Genomic DNA, 17,362 nt, shown 5'->3' with positions numbered 1-17,362 from the left:
AGCTGTCTCCCACCCGCGCTGCTACCAGCGCGGGTGGATCTGCTTGCGCAGCTTGGCGTCGTAGAGAGCACGGACCGAGGCGTTGAAGCCCTCGGAGATCTGCAGCGACCCGGCTGCCGCGTTGGCGCGGGCCTGCTGCGCGTTGCGGGCGCCGGGGATGATGGTGCTCACCCCGTCCTGGGCTGCCAGCCAGGCCAAAGCCACCTGCGCGCTGGTTGCCTCGGGCGCCTCGGCGGCAGCCAGCTTGGCGAACTCGCTAGCGGCTTCGAGCCCGGTGGCGTAGTCCACGCCGGAGAAGGTCTCGCCGACGTCGAAGGAGGAGCCGTCGCGGTTGAAGTTGCGGTGGTCATCCTTGGCGAACTCGGTCTGCAGCGTGTAGCGGTTGGCCAGCAGTCCGCTGGCCAGCGGCACGCGGGCGATGATGCCCACCCCTGCCTCGCGCGCTGCCGGCAGGACGGTTTCCAGCGGCTTGTGCCGGAAGGCATTAATGATGATCTGCACGGTGGCGATGTTCGGGCGGGCCATCGCGGTGAGCGCCTCGTCCACGGTTTCCACCGAAACGCCATAGTTGGCCATCCGTCCCTCGTCCACCATGGCGTCCAGGGCATCATAGATCGCATCGGTCGAGTACACCAGGGTCGGCGGGCAGTGCAGCTGGACCAGGTCCAGGGTGTCCACGCCGAGGTTCTTGCGGGAACGGTCGTTCCATGCGCGGAAGGCGTCCATGGTGTAGTTCTCAGGCAGCTGCTCCACACGGCGGCCCATCTTGGTGGCTACGGTGACGCCCGCATCCGGATTGGCCTTCAGCCAGGTGCCGATCAGCTGCTCGCTGCGGCCATCACCGTAGACATCGGCGGTGTCGAAGAAGTCCACCCCGGCTTCGTATGCGGCATCGAGCACGGCCAGCGCGTCGGCTTCATCCACCGAGCCCCAGTCGGCGCCAAGCTGCCAGGTGCCCAGGCCAATGGCCGATACGTTGCGGTGGGTACGTCCAAGTTCTCGTTGTTGCATGTCTACGATTCTAGTTCCCGCAACCTGTTTTCCTGGGGATGGCAAAATCTCCTTCGCCGCGTTGCCGTGTCCAAAACGGTTCTCAATTATCTAAACGATAGAATATTGAATACCATCACGTCATCGAGGAGATCATGTTCCCCACCATCATTACCGTCCTTTGCGCCATCGCAGGATTGCTTGTCTTGCTTGCCGGAAATGCCATGAAACCGGAAAACAAGAATCGTGCCGCCACCCGCTTCACCGGAATCACCGTTTTCATCGTGTCACTGATCGTGCTGGCCATCATGTCCACCACCATCGTGCAGCCACGCACCGTCGGCGTGAAGGTCGCGCTGGGCAGGCCGACCTCCGTGGTGAGCAACGGCTTCCATCTGAAGTGGCCATGGGAAAAGGTCGAAAAGCTGGATGGGTCGGTGCAGAACGATGTCTACTCAGCCGACAGTGCCATCCCGGTCCGGCTGGGCAACAACGGCCGCGCCGATGTGGATGCGTCCATCCAGTGGCAGCTGAAGACCGATGATGCCATGGATGTTTTCCTGGATTACCGCACCTTCGAGGGCATCCAGTCCAATTTGGTCGACCGCAACTTCCGTGCCGCGCTGAACGAGGTCATGGCCACCTACGATCCACTGGAATACGGCGAACCCGCCAGCGGCGGCCAGGACCTGGAAGGACTGGCGAAGTCCGTGCAGGAAAAGATGCAGGCCAAGGTCAAGACCCAGATCGAGATCCGCTCGGTCACCTTGCCGATCATCAATTTCGATGAGCCGACGCAGAACCGCATCAACGAGCTGCAGGCGGAAACCGCCAAGACCCGCGTGGCCCAGCAGCGCAAGCAGACCAGCGAAGCTGAAGCCGAAGCCAACAAGATCCTGGAACGCTCGCTGACCCCGGAGACCTTGACATCCAAATGCCTGGATATCGTGGCCGAGTCCGGCCAGAGCCCCATCGGCTGCTTCCCCAATTCCGGCGTCCAGCCGATCACCATGACCGGTGACAAGCAGAAGGACTCCAGCCAGTAAAGCCACTCACGTCCAAAACGCCCCAGTTCATTGAACTGGGGCGTTTGGCCTTTGGTGATGGGCGCTGCCGCTAGCCTTGCGGCATCGGCCGGTCGCCGGCGTGGCCCGGCTGCTCCGAGATGACCTGGATTTCCAGGCCCTTCGAGTCGTACAGCTTCCCATCGATCAGGCGGTCGCCGTCTTCGAGGCCGGCCAGCTGGTACTTGTAGACGGTGCGCAGCGAGGTTTCCTGCTTGCCCCAGTTCAGCTCATTGAAGATGATGTTCAGCAGCACGGCCATGATGGTGGCCGAGGAGATGCTGGACTGGAAGATGGTGCCGACCCAGGCAGGGAATTCGGCGTAGAAATCAGGCTTGACCATCGGGATGCAGCCGAAGGCCAGCGAAGTCGCGATGATCAGCATGTTCATGTTGTCGTCCTTGGCCTTGGCCAAGGTGCGGATGCCTGCCGCTGCCACCGAGCCGAACAGCACCACGCCGGCACCGCCCAGCACCGGGGAAGGGATCGAGGCGACCACGCGGCCGAGCATCGGCAGCAGGCCGAGGACCACCAGGATGCCGCCGCCGGCGGCCACCACGAAGCGGCTCTTCACTCCGGTAATCGCCACCAGGCCCACATTCTGCGCGAAGGCCGACTGGGTGAAGGTGTTGAAGATCGGGGCGACGGTGGAGGAGAGCATGTCAGCGCGCAGGCCGTTGGCGATACGCCGCGAATCCACCTTGGAACCGGTCACCTCGGCCACCGCCAGCATGTCCGCGGTGGTTTCGGTGTAGGTCACCAGGATGACGATCATCATCGAGATGATGGCACCGATTTCGAAGACCGGTGCGCCGAAGGCGAAGGGCGTGGGAACCGCGAAGATGTCGCCGGTGAGCACCTGGGAGAAATCAGCCATGCCCAGGAACACTGCCACCAGCGTGCCCAGCGCGATGGACAGCAGGATCGACAGGCGCGAAAGCGCCGGGACGCCGGACTTGGACAAGGCCAGCAGGATCAGCAGGGTGATAGCGGCCAGGGCGATATTCTTCAGCGAGCCGTAGGAGTCCCCGGCACTGGCACCGCCCATGGCCCAGTCGGCGGTGACCGGGAAGAGCGAGACGCCGATAATCGTGATGACCACGCCGGTGACCACCGGCGGGAAGAAGCGCAGCAGCTTGGCGAAGAACGGGGCGATGATGATGCCGATGGCGCCAGAGGCAAGCACCGCGCCGAATACTGCCGGCATGCCTCCCCCGCCGTTGAGGATGGCGATCATGGTAGCCACGCCGGAGAAGGACGTGCCCTGGACCAGCGGCAGCTGGGCGCCGAAGAACGGCACGCCCAGGGTTTGCAGGATGGTGGCCAGGCCGCCGATGAACAGGCAGCTGGCAACGAGCACACCCATTTCGGCTGTGTCCATGCCCGCGGCGCCACCCATCACCAGCGGCGGTGCGATGATGCCGCCGTACATGGTCAGCACATGCTGGAAACCGTAGGCCACGGTTTTATGGGCAGGCAGGCGTTCGTCTTATGGTCTGATGCTCTCAGCGGCTTGGCTGGGGGCAGCACTCATGGGGAATTTCCTCTTCGGTGGACTGCGGAATGGCGCATCCCATGCGTTCGGATGCGCCCCGCCGTCAATTCTCCCGTACCGGGGCGCCCGATGGACAACCGGCAAGGCCCGAATGGCTGCGAGGTGCCTTACGTCAAGCGCTTAGTGTTGCTCTTGTTCAGCTATCCAGCGTGCGCCCCGGCTGCTGGGTGTGCTCGACGAAGCGCACCATCATCGCCTTGAAGCCCGGCGTATTGGATTCGCGAGCCACCAGATCGCGGTGCACCAGCGCGTTGGCTTCCGGGTAGTAGGCAGCCACGCACCCCTTGGCCGTCGGGTAGGACACCAAGCGGAAACGGTTGGCCCGGCGCTCGGTGCCGGCGAAGGTGGAAATAACGTCCACCAGGTCGCGGTCGCTGAATCCGGTCTCGGCCAGATCCTCCGGGTTGATCAGGATGACGCGGCGGCCGTCCTTGATGCCGCGGTAGCGGTCATCAAGCCCGTAGAACGTGGTGTTGTACTGGTCGTGGCTGCGCATGGTCTGCAGGATCAGGTGGCCCTCGGGCGCTTCCAGGGCTTCGAATTCCGAAACAGTGAAGCGGCCCTTGCCGATGTCGGTGGCGAAGGAGCGGGTATCCCGTGGCGGATTGGGCAGCACGAAACCGTTCTTGTCGCGCACCCGGCGGTTGAAGTCCTCGAAACCGGGCAGCACCCGCTCGATGTGGTCGCGGATCACGTCGTAGTCCTCGGCCATGGCCCGCCAGTTCACCGGGTGGTTGTCGCCCAGGATGGCCTGCGCCATGCGCGCGACGATCACGGGTTCGGCCAGCAGGTGGTCGGAGACCGGGGTGAGCCGGCCCCGGGTGGACTTGATCACCGACATGGAGTCCTCCACGGAGAGGAACTGCGCGCCTGAAGGGTGCTTGTCGTCCTTGTCGGTGCGGCCCAGGGTGGGCAGGATCAGCGAGGTCTTGCCGTGCACCACATGCGAGCGGTTGGGCTTGGTGGAGATGTGCACTGTCAGCTTGGCGCGCTGCATGCCAGCTTCCAGGGCTTCGGTGTCCGAGTTGGCCAGGGCGAAGTTGCCGCCCATGGACACGAACACATCCACCTCGTCCTTTTCGAAGGCGTGCAGCGCTTCGGTGGAATCGTAGCCGTGGGCGCGCGGGGATTCGATGCCGAATTCGGCATCCAGCGCGGCGAGCAGCTGCTCGGTGGGCTTCTCCCAGATGCCCATGGTGCGGTCGCCCTGCACATTGGAGTGTCCGCGCACCGGGCAGGCACCGGCGCCGGGCTTGCCGAAGTTGCCCTGGAGCAGCAGCAGGTTGATGATTTCCTTCAGCGTCGGCACCGAGTGCGGCTGCTGGGTCAACCCCAGCGCCCAGCAGATGATGGTGGCCTTGGACTTGGCCAACAGCATTGCGATCTCGATGATCTGGGTGCGGGTCAGGCCGGTGGCCTTTTCCGTGGCGTCCCAGTCCAAGGTGGCGCGCGCGTCCTTGTAGGCTTCGAAGCCGTCGGTCACCGCGGCGATGAACTCGTGGTCCACCACCGTGCCCGGGTGCTTCTTCTCTTCTTCCAGCAGCAGGTGGCCGAAGGCCTGGAACAGGGCCAGGTCGCCGCCGACCTTGATCTGCAGGAAGTCGCTGGAAATCGGGTCCGCCTTGCCCAGCATGCCGCCCACGGTCTGCGGGTCCTTGAAGCCGAAGAAGCCGGCTTCCGGCAGCGGGTTCACCGCGACCACGCGGGCGCCGCGCTTCCGCGCGTCGGCCAGCGCGGAGAGCATGCGCGGGTGGTTGGTGCCGGGGTTCTGCCCCACCACGAAGATCAGATCCGTATGCTCGAAGTCTTCCAGCGACACGGTGCCCTTGCCGATGCCGATGGTCGGGTTCAGCGCCGTTCCGGAGGACTCGTGGCACATGTTCGAGCAGTCGGGCAGGTTGTTGGTGCCCAGGCTGCGGGCCAGCAGCTGGTACATGAACGCGGTCTCGTTCGCGGTGCGCCCGGAGGTGTAGAACACGCACTTGTCCGGGGTGGTCGCATTGACGTGCGCGCCAATGGTCGAGAAGGCCTCGGCCCAGCTGATCGGCGAGTAGTGGGTGTCCCCTTCGCGGATGATCATCGGGGTGGTGATCCGGCCCTGCGAGCCCAGCCAGTATTCGGTCTTATCGCGCAAGTCCTCGATGGAGTGCTGCGCGAACCATTCCGGGGTGACGGTGCGGGCGCTGGCTTCCTCGGCGATGGCCTTGGCGCCGTTCTCGCAGAATTCGGCGGGCTTGCGCTTGCCGGTGATGGATTCGGGCCAGGCGCAGCCCGGGCAGTCGAAGCCGTCGTGCTGGTTGACGCGCAGCATCGAGCGCAGGGTGCGCGACGGGCCGGCTTCGGCGAAGCCGCGCTCCATCGATACCATCACGGCTTTCAGGCCGGCGGCGGCGTGCTTTGGTTCGCTGACCTTCAGATCATCTTCATTGATGTCTTTCTTGGGTGCCGAGCGATGCATGAGACCCTCCTGGTTGGTGGCGCGGGCGGGACTGATATCCAGCTCACATATTACAAGGCTACGCTGTGATCACCCGATGCGCATGTGTATAAATGTTCACGCTGCGTCCGCGGGAGAATGCAGCGAGCGTCAGGCCCGATTCCTCGGCCAAATCCGCAGCCAGCGACGAGGGCGCGCTGACCGCCGCCAGGACCGGGATTCCGGCCATCGCGGCTTTCTGCACCAGCTCGAAGGAGGCGCGTCCGGATACCTGCAGTATGGTGTCCCCCAGCGGCAGCAACCCCTCGCGCAGAGCAGCCCCGATGACCTTGTCCACGGCATTGTGACGCCCGACGTCCTCGCGCAGGATCAGCAGCTCCCCGGTGGCGGAGAACAACCCGGCCGCGTGAACACCCCCGGTGGCGGAGAACAGCTGCTGCGATTCGCGCAGGGTATCGGGCAGGCCCAGCAGGGTTTCCAGCTCCACCTGCCCGGCGTCCGGGTCGGGCGGGAAGGCCGCATTCTTGCGCACCTCGTCGATGGAGTTGGTGCCGCAGATCCCGCAGGCCGAACTCGTGACCACGTTGCGGGCGGCCAACAGATCGGGATGCTTCGCACCCGGGCCCAGCTGCACCTCGATGACGTTATAGGTCTGGTTGCCCGCTTCGTCGGTGCCGGCGCAGTAGCGCAGGGAAACCAGATGCTCGGGGGCCGAAATGACACCTTCGCCCACCAAGAAGCCGGTGACCATGTCGAAGTCGTCGCCCGGCGTGCGCATGGAGGTGGTGTAGGCGGTGTGGCCGAAGCGGATCTCCAACGGCTCTTCGCCGGCCAGCTTCTCCTCGCGGACGCGCGAGCCCTCAAGCGTTGCCCTGACGATGCGGCGGCGCGCGATCTTGCGGCCCATTAAACGCTCCTTGTGCTACTTCGTGCGGCTGGTACCGCTTGCTGCTTGAGCACACTCTACGTTTGCGGACCCCGGCTATGCCAGCCACCGTGACTGATTACGGCCACCTCCAAGGCTCAACCGGGGCTGCACGCCACTGTGCCGCCTAGTCTGCTGCGTTGCTGCTGCGAATTGGCGCTGCGGCTTCCAGCAAAGGTGCCGGCAGGCGCGTGTCGCAGCGCAACTCCTTCATCAGCGACATCCCCAGCAGCGTCACAATCGCTGTGAACGGCACCGCGGAGAGGATGGCCGCCTGTTGAAGCGCTTCGAGCCCACCCACGAGCAGCAGCACGATCGCGCAGACGCCGGTGAGCAGTCCCCAGACCACCAGGACCGGGCGCTTGGGGTACATGTTTCCGCCGGAGGTCAGCGTGCCCAGCACATAGGTATTGGAATCAGCACCGGTGATGAAGAACAGCACCACGAGGATTACCGTGAAGGCAGAGGTCACTTCTGGTATCGGCAACTCGGCCAGCATGGCGAAGAAAGTGCTGTTGGTGTCCTCCAGCGTCGCCTGGCCGATGCCGGAGCTGCCGTTCATCTCCTGGTGGATCGAGGTGCCGCCGAAGATGCTGAACCAGACGCTGAAGACCAGCGACGGGACACCCATGACCGCAAAAACGAACTCACGGATGGTCCGGCCCTTTGAGATGCGCGCCAAGAAGATGCCGACGAAAGCACCCCAGCTCAGCCACCAGGCCATCATGAAGTAGGTCCACCATTGCATCCACTGCAAGTCCTCCGCTCCCGAGGGCGTCAACAGCGCCACGGCCGGGAATTCGCCCAGGAACTGCCCCATGGAACGGAAATAGATGTTGGAGATGAATCCGGTGGGGCCGGATACCAGGACGAAGACGCCAATAGCGGCGGCACCGATCATCGTGCCCTGGCTGAGCCATTTGATGCCTTTGCCCACGCCGGAGAGCGCCGAGAGGGTGAAGACGATGGTCACGCCGGCGATGATCACGATCTTGACGAACAAATCCGTGGGAATCCCGATCAGGCTGTTCAGCCCCTCGGCGATCTGCGAAGCACCCAACCCCAGGGAAGTGGTCGTGCCGAAGAGCGTCGCAAGCACGGTGAACACGTCAATGATTTTCCCCAACCATCCGTCCATCGACTTTCCGAGGATAGGCCTGAGCATCACCGAGACGAGGCCCGAATTGCCCCGGCGGTGTGTCGAATAGGCAATGGCCAGGCCAAATACGCCGAACAGCGCCCAGGCATTTGGTCCCCAGTCGAAGTATGAGAATTGCAAGGCCAGAACTGCGGCATCCATGGTTTCCGGCTCGGCCCGGCCATGCGGCGGCACCATGAAGTGGCTCATCGGCTCAGCAGCCCCATAGCTGATCAGCCCGATGCCCATCACAGCACCGAGGATCATCGCGATCCATGCCCAAGTGGAGAATTCAGGCCGGTCCGCGTCCTTGCCCAGCCTGATGCCCCCGTAGCGCGAAAAGGCCAGGAACAGCATCAGCACGATGCAGCCGAGAGTAACCAGCAGGTAGCTCCAGCCAATGTACTGCGCCGACCAGCTGGACGCCCCGGACATCAGTGCATTGAGCCGCTCCGGTGCAAAAGCCGCCCACAGCACGAAGACCACGACCAGGGCCAGCGAAAGGAAGAGGACGCTGCCTGGGCGCTGGAGCTGCTTGTAGACCTGTTTCGCTTCGTTCTTGTCCGCAGCCCGGCGCAATTTGCCGCCGGTGAGCGTAGGCCCTCCGCGTGGCCCGTTGCCCTGCATTTCGTTGGTTTCGGTTTTCATGGCTCTCACACTTCGTTGTCTTGGAGGATTCTGCCAGCGCCGGGCTACAGCGCGGTCAATTCGGCGCCGTCGTAGAACCGGCCGGCTTTGTAGACCATCGGCTCAAGCTGGGCGACCTCGGAATGCTTGACCTTGGCGATGAATACGGTATGGGTCTTGGCCTGGAAGCGCTCCTTGATTTCGGCTTCGATGGACGCGGCCGAACCGTCGATCAGCGGGCTGCCGTTCGGGCCTTGGTGCCATTCGAGGTTGGCGAACTTGTCATCGCCCTTGGCTGCGAACGTGCCCACGGTGTCGCGCTGTCCGTTGCTCATGATGTTGATGCCCAGATGGGTGGATTTGAACATCTACGCATAGGTGCTGGTGGTCTTCTGCACGCAAACGAGCACCAGCGGCGGCTCCAGCGAAACGGACACGTAGGAATTCGCGGCAAGCCCGCGGGGCTTGCCCTGCTCGTCCATGGTGGTCACGACGGTCACGCCGGTAACGAACTGGCGGTTGAATCCCTTGAGTGCGTCGAGGTTCGGCACCCCGCTCAAATCATCCACGACCACGCCTTCGCCGGCAGGTTCGAATGCGGACTTGAGCGAAGGGACTCCCACATCTTCCAGCAGCTCGCTCTGGTCCCACGTCACCTGCTCGGAGATGATCTTTCCATCCTGGATCTTCATCAGGTTGGAACCACGGGTTTCCACGGTGTTGCCAGTAGCCGGCACTCCCTGCAGATCGTTGATGAAGGTCCCGGTGGTGTGCCAGAAAATCGCGATGGACTGCTCCTGCTCATCAACGAGCAGGTGGTCGATTCTTGTCACCAGATCCGGGAAAGCATCCCGAACGGACAGGATCTCCTGCTTCAGTTCGCCAATGGTGGCGACGTTCTTGGATTTCTTGCTGATTCTCCGGAAGTCCGCGTGGAAGATCTCGTCCAGGGCTTCGACCTGCCCTCGGTCCCAAGCCGCTTCCCAAGCATTGACGAGCGATTCCTTGACAGGCTGGAGTGAATTTACAATTTGTTGCATGCAAGAAATGCTAGCAAAGGTTGTGATGGAGTCAACACATTTCAAAAAATTCTCTTTAATTTAGCGATTTCATGCCGATCGACTAAGTTTCTGTTGCATACAAGGGAATCTATGGATAGAGTTCTTGTATGCAAGAGAGTTCAATCGTGGAATCAAAAGCCAGAAGCAACCCGGAGACGCCGCTGCTCGGCAGGCTCCGTCAGATGATCGTCACCGGAGTTGTCCAACCTGGGGACCTATTGGCGGAGACTGCCCTCGCGCAAGATTTCGAGGTCAGCCGCACTCCGATCCGGGAAGCTTTGAAGCAGCTGGAGCGCGAGGGCTTGGTTGAGGTGCGAGCGCGGGTCGGAACTTTCGTCAGGAAGCCTACCCAGCGCGAAATCCACGAGATGTTTTCGCTCAAGGAAGCCTTTGAGGGATTGGCCGCTGGCTTGCTGGCCAGGCGCGGGGCCGTACCTGAACTGGACCAGCTCAAGGAAAACGTTGCACGCAGCCAGCAGGCCGTCGAACGCGGCGACGCCGAACTCTATTCGCAATTGGTCCATGAATTCCACAGCACCTTGGTAGCCGGAGCCGACAACAGGAAGCTATCCGAGCACTATGACCTGCTGATGAACCAGCTGGCCTACCATCGCATTGTTTCGCAGACGCTGAGCTTGCCCGGGCGCTTGCAGAATTCGAAGGACGAGCATCAGGCAATCATCGACGCCATCAGCTCCAAGGATCCATTGGCCGCAGAACTCGTGATGCGCAGGCATGTTGCAGCATCAAGCCAGTCGGCTGCCCTGGCAGCGATGAAAGAAGAAGACGAAGAACAACCGGGTTAGCCCCACAATAGCCTTGCAAAGGAATAACCAGATGAATTCTCCACTGGCCCAGCCGTCCCAGCTCATCGATTTGAGCAACAGATCAACGCTCGATGCCTACGAGGACTTGGCCCGGGCCATCGGCTTGCGCAAGATCTCGTGCACGGTGGAAGAACTTCCCCACCGCGAGCTGGGCGCCATCACCCGTGCGACGGCCACCGCTGTCATCCCTAATCCATGGCTGGGCACCGGAACGTCGCAGGACTTGTCCGAGCGGACCGAAGCCATCGCTCCTTTGCTGGCCAAGCTGCTCTCGGATCGCCTGCTCCAAGCCTTGGGCGGAGCCGAGAAGGTCGAAGCTTTCGGCAAGGCCGCTTTGGTGGGCAGCGATGGGGAACTGGAGCACGCCGGCGCGCTGATCCACACTCCTTTCTTCGGCAACCTGCTGCGCGAAGCTCTCGGTGGCACCTCGATCATCTGCTTTGTCGACGGCCGAGGCGTTCCCGGTGAGTCGCTGCGCGTACCGATGTGGCACAAGACCGCAGCGGCCACCCGAACCCACTACCAGACCCTGGAGCTGTCCTTGCCCGACGCCCCGCATGCCGGGGAGATCGCCGTGATCGCCGCGGCATCCACCGGACCGCGTCCGCACGCCCGCATCGGCGACCGCACCACCGACCAAGTCATCACCTCCGAAATCCTGAAGGGAATCCAACTATGAACTACCGCAAGCTTGTCACCATCGTCGAGGAAACCGCTTCCGAAGGCGGCCGTCCAGTCGAGCCGGCGGCCAAGGTGGTCATTGTGGCCGCTGTGTTCGACAACCCCTGGGCAGGCCAGGGCTTCGTGGAAGACCTGACCGAGGGCATCGACAAGGTGGCCTCGGATTTGGGCGCCCTGCTGGCACCCCGCGTAATCGAAGCGCTGGGCGCCCCGCTGGAAGCCTACGGCAAAGCAGCCATCGTGGGCCTGGACGGGGAAATCGAACATGGCTCGGCCCTGATCCACACCCTGAAATTCGGCAACCACTTCCGCGATGCGGCCAACGCCACCACCTTGCTGCCGGCCGTGGAAAAGCGCGGACCGGCCGGAGTGCAGTTCGACATCCCGCTCAAGCATTTCACCGATGCCACGATCCGTTCGCACCACCAGAGCGTCGAGGCCAGGATCGCCGATGCTCCGCATGCCGGCGAAATCCTGATCGCCTTGGCTGGTGCGACCCGCGGCCGGCCGCAGGAACGCCTGGCCCCGCTGTCCACCGAACAGTAGCAGGACGCATCAGCCGGAACGGAGCGAAGCACGCATGACAAGCACCAAGCAGCCAATGGTTGTCCTCCTGCATGGAGTCGGATTGGACCGGACCATGTGGAAGCCCCTGCGCGAGCAGCTGGGACGCGAATCGGTGGCACTGGATCTGCCAGGGCATGGTTTGCGCCCGCCCTTGCGCAGCGAGCAGAGCCTGGCGAGCCTGGCCTCCGATGTGCTCGAACGGATCGAATCCCGGGAGCCGGTGCACCTGGTTGGATTCTCCCTCGGGGCGCTGGTTGCCCAGCACCTTGCGCGCTTCGCTCCCGAGCGCGTGCTGACCTTGTCCGCGGTGAACTCCGTATGCCAGCGCAGCAGCGAAGAGTCCGCCGCAGTGGAGGAACGCCTGGCTACCGCCGGCACGAACTTCTCCCAGGGAGTGGACCGGGCCATCGAACGGTGGTTCCCGGCCTCGTCCACCACCGTGGATCCGGAGTTCATCGAAGCTACGCGGCAAACCATGGCCGGCAACGATCTCGAATCCTATCTGCACGCCTACGCGGTCTTCGCCCGGGGCGACCGGGAGATTGCCGGCGAGCTCGGGGCGATCAAGCAGCCGACGCTGGCTATCACCGGCGAGCTGGATCCCGGCTCGACCCCGCAGATGTCCCGCCGGCTGGTTGCCGCCGTACCGCAGGGGCGGCTGCGCATCATCCCCGGAGCACGGCACATGCTCCCGGTGGAGAATCCGCGGGCCTTGGCCGCGGAATTGAACAGTTTTTTCAGCGATAACGAAGGGAAACAGGCATGAGCGAGCGTTACATGCATTTCATCAACGGCGAGCACGTCGCTCCCAGCGAAGATCGTTTCTTCACCAGCACCAACCCGGCGACTCTCGACGAGCTCTACGAGGCCGCCCGCGGCAATGCCGAAGATGTGGACCGTGCTGTCACGGCCGCCCATAAGGCCTTCACCGCCCCATCGTGGAGCACCTTGAGCGCCACCGCCCGCGGACACCTGCTACGCCGGTTGGGCGATCTGATCGGCGAGAATGCCGAGAAGCTGGCCCGCTACGAATCCCTGGACAACGGCAAGCTGCTGCGCGAAATGCGCGGCCAGCTGGCCACGCTGCCCGAGTACCTCTACTACTATGCCGGGCTGGCGGACAAGGTTCAGGGCTCCCAGATCCCGAGCATGAACCCGGCGATCCTGAACTACACCCAGCGCGAGGCGCTGGGCGTGGTTGGCGCAATCACCCCGTGGAACTCGCCGCTGACCCTGACCACATCCAAGATCGCCCCGGCACTGGCCGCCGGCAACACCGTGGTGATCAAGCCCAGCGAATACACCTCGCGCACGGTGCTGCTGCTGGCCGAGCTGGCCGACCAGGCCGGATTCCCTCCGGGCGTCATCAACGTGGTCACCGGTTTCGGGGCCGAGGCTGGAGCCGCACTGGTGGCCCACCCGCTGCTGGCCAAGATCTCCTTCACCGGTTCCACTGCCACCGGCTCCTCGATCGCCGCCCAGGCGGCCAGCCGCTTCATCGGCTGCACACTGGAACTGGGCGGGAAGAGCCCGAATATCGTCTTCGACGATGCCAACGTCGCCAACGCGGCCATGGGCGTGGTGGCAGGCATCTACGCCGCGGCCGGCCAAACCTGCATTGCCGGCAGCCGGGTGTTCGCCCACAAATCGGTCTACGACGAGCTGCTGGAACGTGTCACCGAACGTGCCAAGTCCATCGTCATCGGCGACCCGCTGGCGGATTCCACCGAGCTGGGCCCGCTGGCCTTCGCCGACCAGCTGGAGAAGGTCGCTTCCTACGTGAAGATCGGCGCAGACGAGGGTGCCAAGGTGCTGGCCGGCGGTGCCCGCCCCGAAGGCTTGGATCTTCCGGGCTACTATTTCTCCCCCACCGTGCTCACCGACGTGAATAACGACATGCGCGTGGTCCGCGAGGAGATCTTCGGTCCGGTGGCAGCGATCATGCCTTTCGAGCACGAAGACGAACTGCTGTCGATGGCCAACGACACCGACTACGGGCTGGCCGCTGGCGTATGGACGCAGAACCTGGCCCGCGCCCACCGCATGGCCCGCAAGCTGGATGCCGGCACGATCTGGGTGAACACCTACCGGGCGATGTCCCCGATGTCCCCGCGCCAGGGATTCAAGAACTCGGGCGTCGGCATCGAGCACGGCATCGAATCCATGAACGAATACACCCGTCTCAAGAGCGTATGGATCAACACCGACGAATCCCCCGTCGCGGATCCGTTTGTGATGCGCGGATAAGGGAGGGGCTCCCATGCCATTGATTGATGTTTCCATCGCCAAGGGCCGCAGCCCGCAGCAATTGCGCGCCTTGATCTCCGCACTGCACCAAGCGGCCGAAAACACCGTGGATGCCGCACCAGAGAACATCACGGTCATCGTGCGGGAAATCGAGCACGAACACTGGTCCCGAACCAACCAAACCATCGCCGAACGCAATAACAGCCAGGCATCTGCCTAAGGGCAGCAGAGCACCGAAAGAAGGATAGGCATGCGCTTTTCACTGTTCATCCACATGGAACGCTATGACGACTCGATCAGCCACGCACAGCATTTCGAGAATCTCGTCGAGCTGACGCAAATAGCCGAAGCCGGCGGCTTCTCCACCGTCTGGATCGGCGAGCACCACTCCATGGAGTACACCGTCTCGCCGAACCCGATCCCGCAGCTGGCATACCTGGCTGCCCGAACCTCCACCATCCGGCTCGGAGCCGGCACCATCATCGCTCCCTTCTGGAACCCGATCCGTGCAGCCGGCGAACTCGCGCTGCTCGACGTCATCAGCAATGGCCGTGCCGAACTGGGCGTGGCACGCGGAGCCTACCAGTTCGAGTTCGATCGCATGACCGATGGCATGAAGGCCACTGACGGCGGAGCCTCCATGCAGGAACTCATCCCGGCAGTCAAGAAGCTGTGGGAGGGAGACTACGCCCACGACGGTGAGGTCTGGCAGTTCCCGACCTCCACCTCGGTCCCGAAGCCCGCGCAGAAGCAGATCCCGGTCTGGGTTGCGGCCCGCAGCCCCGAGTCGCACGACTACGCTGTGGCCAACGGGTGCCATGTCATGGTGACCCCGCTGATGAAGGGCGACGAAGAAGTCGAGTCATTGGTCGAGAAGTACGAGACGGCCATCGCAGCCCACCCCGAGGTGCAGCAGCGCCCCGACATCATGGTGCTTCGCCACACGTACCTGCACTCCGCCGACGAGCCGGAGGCCTGGCGCACGGCGGCCGAAGGCATCAACAAGTTCTACCGCACCTTCGATGCTGTCTTCGGCAACAAGGTGGATCCGGTCAACGGTTTCATCGATCCGAGCCCCGAGGAGAAGTTCGCCGGACGCGAGGAATTCACGCCCGAGTCCCTGCATCGCACCGCGATGATCGGCACTCCGGACGTGGTTATCGAGCGTCTTCGCCACTATGAGGAGCTGGGCGTCAGCGAATACAGCTTCTGGAGCGACAATGCACTGAGCCATGAGGAGAAGAAGCGCTCGCTGCAGCTGTTCATCAACGAAGTCGTGCCGCATTTCGCGAAGCAGCCAGCGCTGTAACGACCCAAGGCCGCCGTGCATCCGGTTCTCCGGTGCCGGCGGCCTTCGCCGTCAAGCTCCAGATCCTTGGTTGCTCGGAGGAGCTCGACTTGCGAAACATGTCATGGGCCCGACTGTTGCTTTCCTCCCCACCAGTGGCACCGTTGGCCAGAGGAGGCAAAGTGGAGGGGCAGCGGCCGTAAACTATGCAGATGGATACCGATCGCGACCGCCTCCTCAGGCTCTACGACGAGCAGCTGCGCACCGATGCCGAGACTCCGGGCGCCCAGTCCATCACCCGGCTCGGTCCGCTGCGCCTGGCCACCTACGCCAAGGGGCGCGGCTTCATCACCTATCCGCATTTCAACGGCAATGAACCGCAGGCCTTGGCCCAGCTGGCTGGAGCAGCACTGGAGCATTTCGCGGCGCAGCCGCAGATCACCAAGGTGGAATTCAAGACCCGGGGACACGACCATGCACCCGGTCTGCCCGAGCGCTTGCAAGCATTGGGATTCAATGCCGAGGAGAGCGAATCAATCATGATCGGGCCGCTGCAGGCATTGCCCAGTGGCGACCCCGGTCCGGCTGGGCTGGAATTGCGGCGCGTGAGCGCTGCAGAAGAAGTTGAGGAAATGTGCCGCATGGTCGACCAGGCCTTCGGCGAACCCTACGATCCCGCCACCGCCCACGCCCTGATTTCACGCATGGCTCGCAATGACGGCATGGAACTGTGGGTCGCCTGGCTGGAGGGGCGGATGGCGGGTGCGGGCCGCTTGGAGCCGGTGGCCGGCACCGAATTCGCAGGCCTCTGGGGAGGCGGCGTGCTGCCCGAATACCGCGGACGCGGTGTCTACCGGGCCCTGGTCGATGCCCGGGCACGCAGCGCGATCGCCATGGGCCGCAAGTACGTGCACAGCGACAGCACCGAATATTCCCGCCCGATTCTTGAGCGCCAGGGCCTGGTGAAGGTTTCCACCACGACCCCTTACTTTTGGAAACGCGAGGCAACCGGAAGCTAGCCGCTTCCAGCTAGCTTTTCGGCGGGCAGATGACCGCGAATTCGGCTCCGGTGACGTCGCCGAGCACTGCCATGCGGCCGAAGTAGGAGTCATGGGGTTCATGGATGACCGTGCCGCCGAGCTTCTCGGCGAGCGCCACGGTTTCATCGGTGTCCGCCACCGCGAAGTAGGCGCGCCAGCCGGACTTGGAGTCCGGATAGCCAGAGATGTCGAAAATGCCCGCCACCGCCTCCGGTCCTTGGCCGTAGGTGTGGTAGCGGAACTCGTCCGTGTCCGAGACCGGGGACAGGCACCATCCCAACGCTTCACGGTAGAAGCGGGCCACCGGCTCGAAATGCTTGGTATGCAGCTCGTTCCAGACGCGCGTACCGGGTACTCGGCTGGGGACAGCGTCTGCTGGCGTGAAGGCCTGGAAGAGTCCCACGCCGGTGCCGGCTGGATCCCCGATGATGGCCATGGTGCCCTGTCCGGGAACCTCGATGGGCTTGAGATAGACCTTGCCGCCGTGCAGCTTGGTGGCGTAGGCGGCGGCGTGCACATCGGTGACATTCAGATAGGTGGTCCAGCAGTCCGGAACCTCGGAGTCCGGGTCATTGGCAATGAAGTCGGTGACCATCGACCCGTTGAGGTAGACCTCGGCATATCCTTCATCCGCGTCTGGCGCGTCTCGGCGCATTTCCCATCCGAATAGCTGCGCGTAGAACTGGGCGGAGCTTTCCATGTCGCTGGTGAGCAGATCGACCCAGCAGGGTTCGGCTCGTGGATCCCTTGGTGCCGGCATCGCTTCCCCATTCCACAATTCATCCAGCTCGCTTGGCCTGAGTCTATGTCCTTTTCATCCAGATCAGCAACGGAAAATTTGCCGCCAACCGAGATATTACGGAACTGAATACCTTGCAATGAACCGCAGTTTCATTATGCTTTAATGTGATACAG

General features: G+C 63.2%; 15 protein-coding genes and 1 pseudogene. 9 read left to right on the top strand and 7 right to left on the bottom strand.

All coding sequences use genetic code 11. The features are described 5' to 3' along the window. Positions 1 to 21 precede the first annotated feature (21 nt). Positions 22 to 1,011: an aldo/keto reductase gene (locus ANI01nite_RS04635; protein WP_141356378.1), complete on the bottom strand. Its 990-nt coding sequence runs from the start codon at positions 1,009 to 1,011 to the stop codon at positions 22 to 24. A 134-nt stretch (positions 1,012 to 1,145) separates the two neighbouring features. On the opposite strand from ANI01nite_RS04635, the gene ANI01nite_RS04630 reads away from it, so the two are divergent. After that, positions 1,146 to 2,036 carry an SPFH domain-containing protein gene (locus ANI01nite_RS04630; RefSeq protein WP_141356376.1) on the top strand — a complete coding sequence of 297 codons (891 nt, stop codon included), beginning with the start codon at positions 1,146 to 1,148 and terminating at the stop codon, positions 2,034 to 2,036. Between the two features lie 70 nt (positions 2,037 to 2,106). On the opposite strand, the gene ANI01nite_RS04625 is transcribed toward ANI01nite_RS04630, so the two are convergent. The 5 genes and pseudogenes from ANI01nite_RS04625 to ANI01nite_RS04605 all read right to left on the bottom strand — a co-directional run bounded on the left by ANI01nite_RS04625 (position 2,107) and on the right by ANI01nite_RS04605 (position 9,776). Continuing rightward, positions 2,107 to 3,534, bottom strand: coding sequence for a nucleobase:cation symporter-2 family protein (locus tag ANI01nite_RS04625; RefSeq protein WP_141356374.1), 1,428 nt, complete (start codon positions 3,532 to 3,534; stop codon positions 2,107 to 2,109). A 211-nt stretch (positions 3,535 to 3,745) separates the two neighbouring features. After that, entirely contained in the window at positions 3,746 to 6,067 is a 2,322-nt protein-coding gene (locus ANI01nite_RS04620; RefSeq protein WP_141356372.1) for an FdhF/YdeP family oxidoreductase, read from the bottom strand. A 58-nt stretch (positions 6,068 to 6,125) separates the two neighbouring features. Next, a complete protein-coding gene (fdhD, locus tag ANI01nite_RS04615) occupies positions 6,126 to 6,953 on the bottom strand; it encodes a formate dehydrogenase accessory sulfurtransferase FdhD (RefSeq protein ID WP_141356370.1) in 828 nt (275 codons plus the stop codon). 145 nt (positions 6,954 to 7,098) lie between these two features. Further along, on the bottom strand, positions 7,099 to 8,757 hold the full coding sequence (locus tag ANI01nite_RS04610) for a BCCT family transporter (RefSeq protein WP_246242366.1): 1,659 nt from the start codon (positions 8,755 to 8,757) through the stop codon (positions 7,099 to 7,101). Between the two features lie 44 nt (positions 8,758 to 8,801). Then, positions 8,802 to 9,776, bottom strand: a pseudogene (locus tag ANI01nite_RS04605) (flavin reductase). Between the two features lie 128 nt (positions 9,777 to 9,904). On the opposite strand from ANI01nite_RS04605, the gene ANI01nite_RS04600 reads away from it, so the two are divergent. The 8 genes from ANI01nite_RS04600 (at position 9,905) to ANI01nite_RS04565 (ending at position 16,426) form a co-directional block, all read left to right on the top strand. Next, positions 9,905 to 10,603, top strand: coding sequence for a GntR family transcriptional regulator (locus ANI01nite_RS04600; RefSeq protein WP_141356368.1), 699 nt, complete (start codon positions 9,905 to 9,907; stop codon positions 10,601 to 10,603). A gap of 31 nt (positions 10,604 to 10,634) precedes the next feature. Continuing rightward, the gene (locus tag ANI01nite_RS04595) at positions 10,635 to 11,303 is read left to right on the top strand and encodes an amino acid synthesis family protein (protein WP_141356366.1); all 669 of its coding nucleotides are present in this window, start codon (positions 10,635 to 10,637) and stop codon (positions 11,301 to 11,303) included. Continuing rightward, positions 11,300 to 11,851 (top strand): amino acid synthesis family protein, encoded by a 552-nt coding sequence (locus ANI01nite_RS04590; protein WP_038993192.1) that lies wholly within the window; start codon positions 11,300 to 11,302, stop codon positions 11,849 to 11,851. The genes ANI01nite_RS04595 and ANI01nite_RS04590 overlap by 4 nt, the downstream gene beginning before the upstream one ends. A gap of 34 nt (positions 11,852 to 11,885) precedes the next feature. After that, complete coding sequence (locus ANI01nite_RS04585; protein WP_141356364.1) at positions 11,886 to 12,638, top strand: alpha/beta fold hydrolase; 753 nt, start codon at positions 11,886 to 11,888, stop codon at positions 12,636 to 12,638. Next, positions 12,635 to 14,119, top strand: a complete 1,485-nt coding sequence (locus ANI01nite_RS04580) for an aldehyde dehydrogenase (protein WP_038993188.1) — start codon at positions 12,635 to 12,637, stop codon at positions 14,117 to 14,119. Before ANI01nite_RS04585 ends, ANI01nite_RS04580 begins: the two co-directional genes overlap by 4 nt. Before the next feature lie 13 nt (positions 14,120 to 14,132). Beyond that, complete coding sequence (locus ANI01nite_RS04575) at positions 14,133 to 14,339, top strand: tautomerase family protein (RefSeq protein WP_038993187.1); 207 nt, start codon at positions 14,133 to 14,135, stop codon at positions 14,337 to 14,339. A gap of 30 nt (positions 14,340 to 14,369) precedes the next feature. Then, positions 14,370 to 15,428, top strand: coding sequence for an LLM class flavin-dependent oxidoreductase (locus ANI01nite_RS04570; protein ID WP_141356362.1), 1,059 nt, complete (start codon positions 14,370 to 14,372; stop codon positions 15,426 to 15,428). A gap of 191 nt (positions 15,429 to 15,619) precedes the next feature. Further along, positions 15,620 to 16,426, top strand: a complete 807-nt coding sequence (locus ANI01nite_RS04565) for a GNAT family N-acetyltransferase (protein ID WP_141356360.1) — start codon at positions 15,620 to 15,622, stop codon at positions 16,424 to 16,426. A gap of 10 nt (positions 16,427 to 16,436) precedes the next feature. Here the strand turns inward: ANI01nite_RS04565 and ANI01nite_RS04560 are convergent, their stop codons facing one another. Then, on the bottom strand, positions 16,437 to 17,207 hold the full coding sequence (locus ANI01nite_RS04560) for a VOC family protein (RefSeq protein ID WP_141356358.1): 771 nt from the start codon (positions 17,205 to 17,207) through the stop codon (positions 16,437 to 16,439). Between the last annotated feature and the right edge of the window lie 155 nt (positions 17,208 to 17,362).

Origin of the sequence: Glutamicibacter nicotianae (assembly GCF_006539525.1) — a bacterium.
GTDB classification, from domain to species: Bacteria; Actinomycetota; Actinomycetes; order Actinomycetales; family Micrococcaceae; genus Glutamicibacter; species Glutamicibacter nicotianae.
The sequence above is the reverse complement of the archived record's forward strand: the minus strand, read 5'-3'. Positions and strand labels throughout refer to the sequence as shown.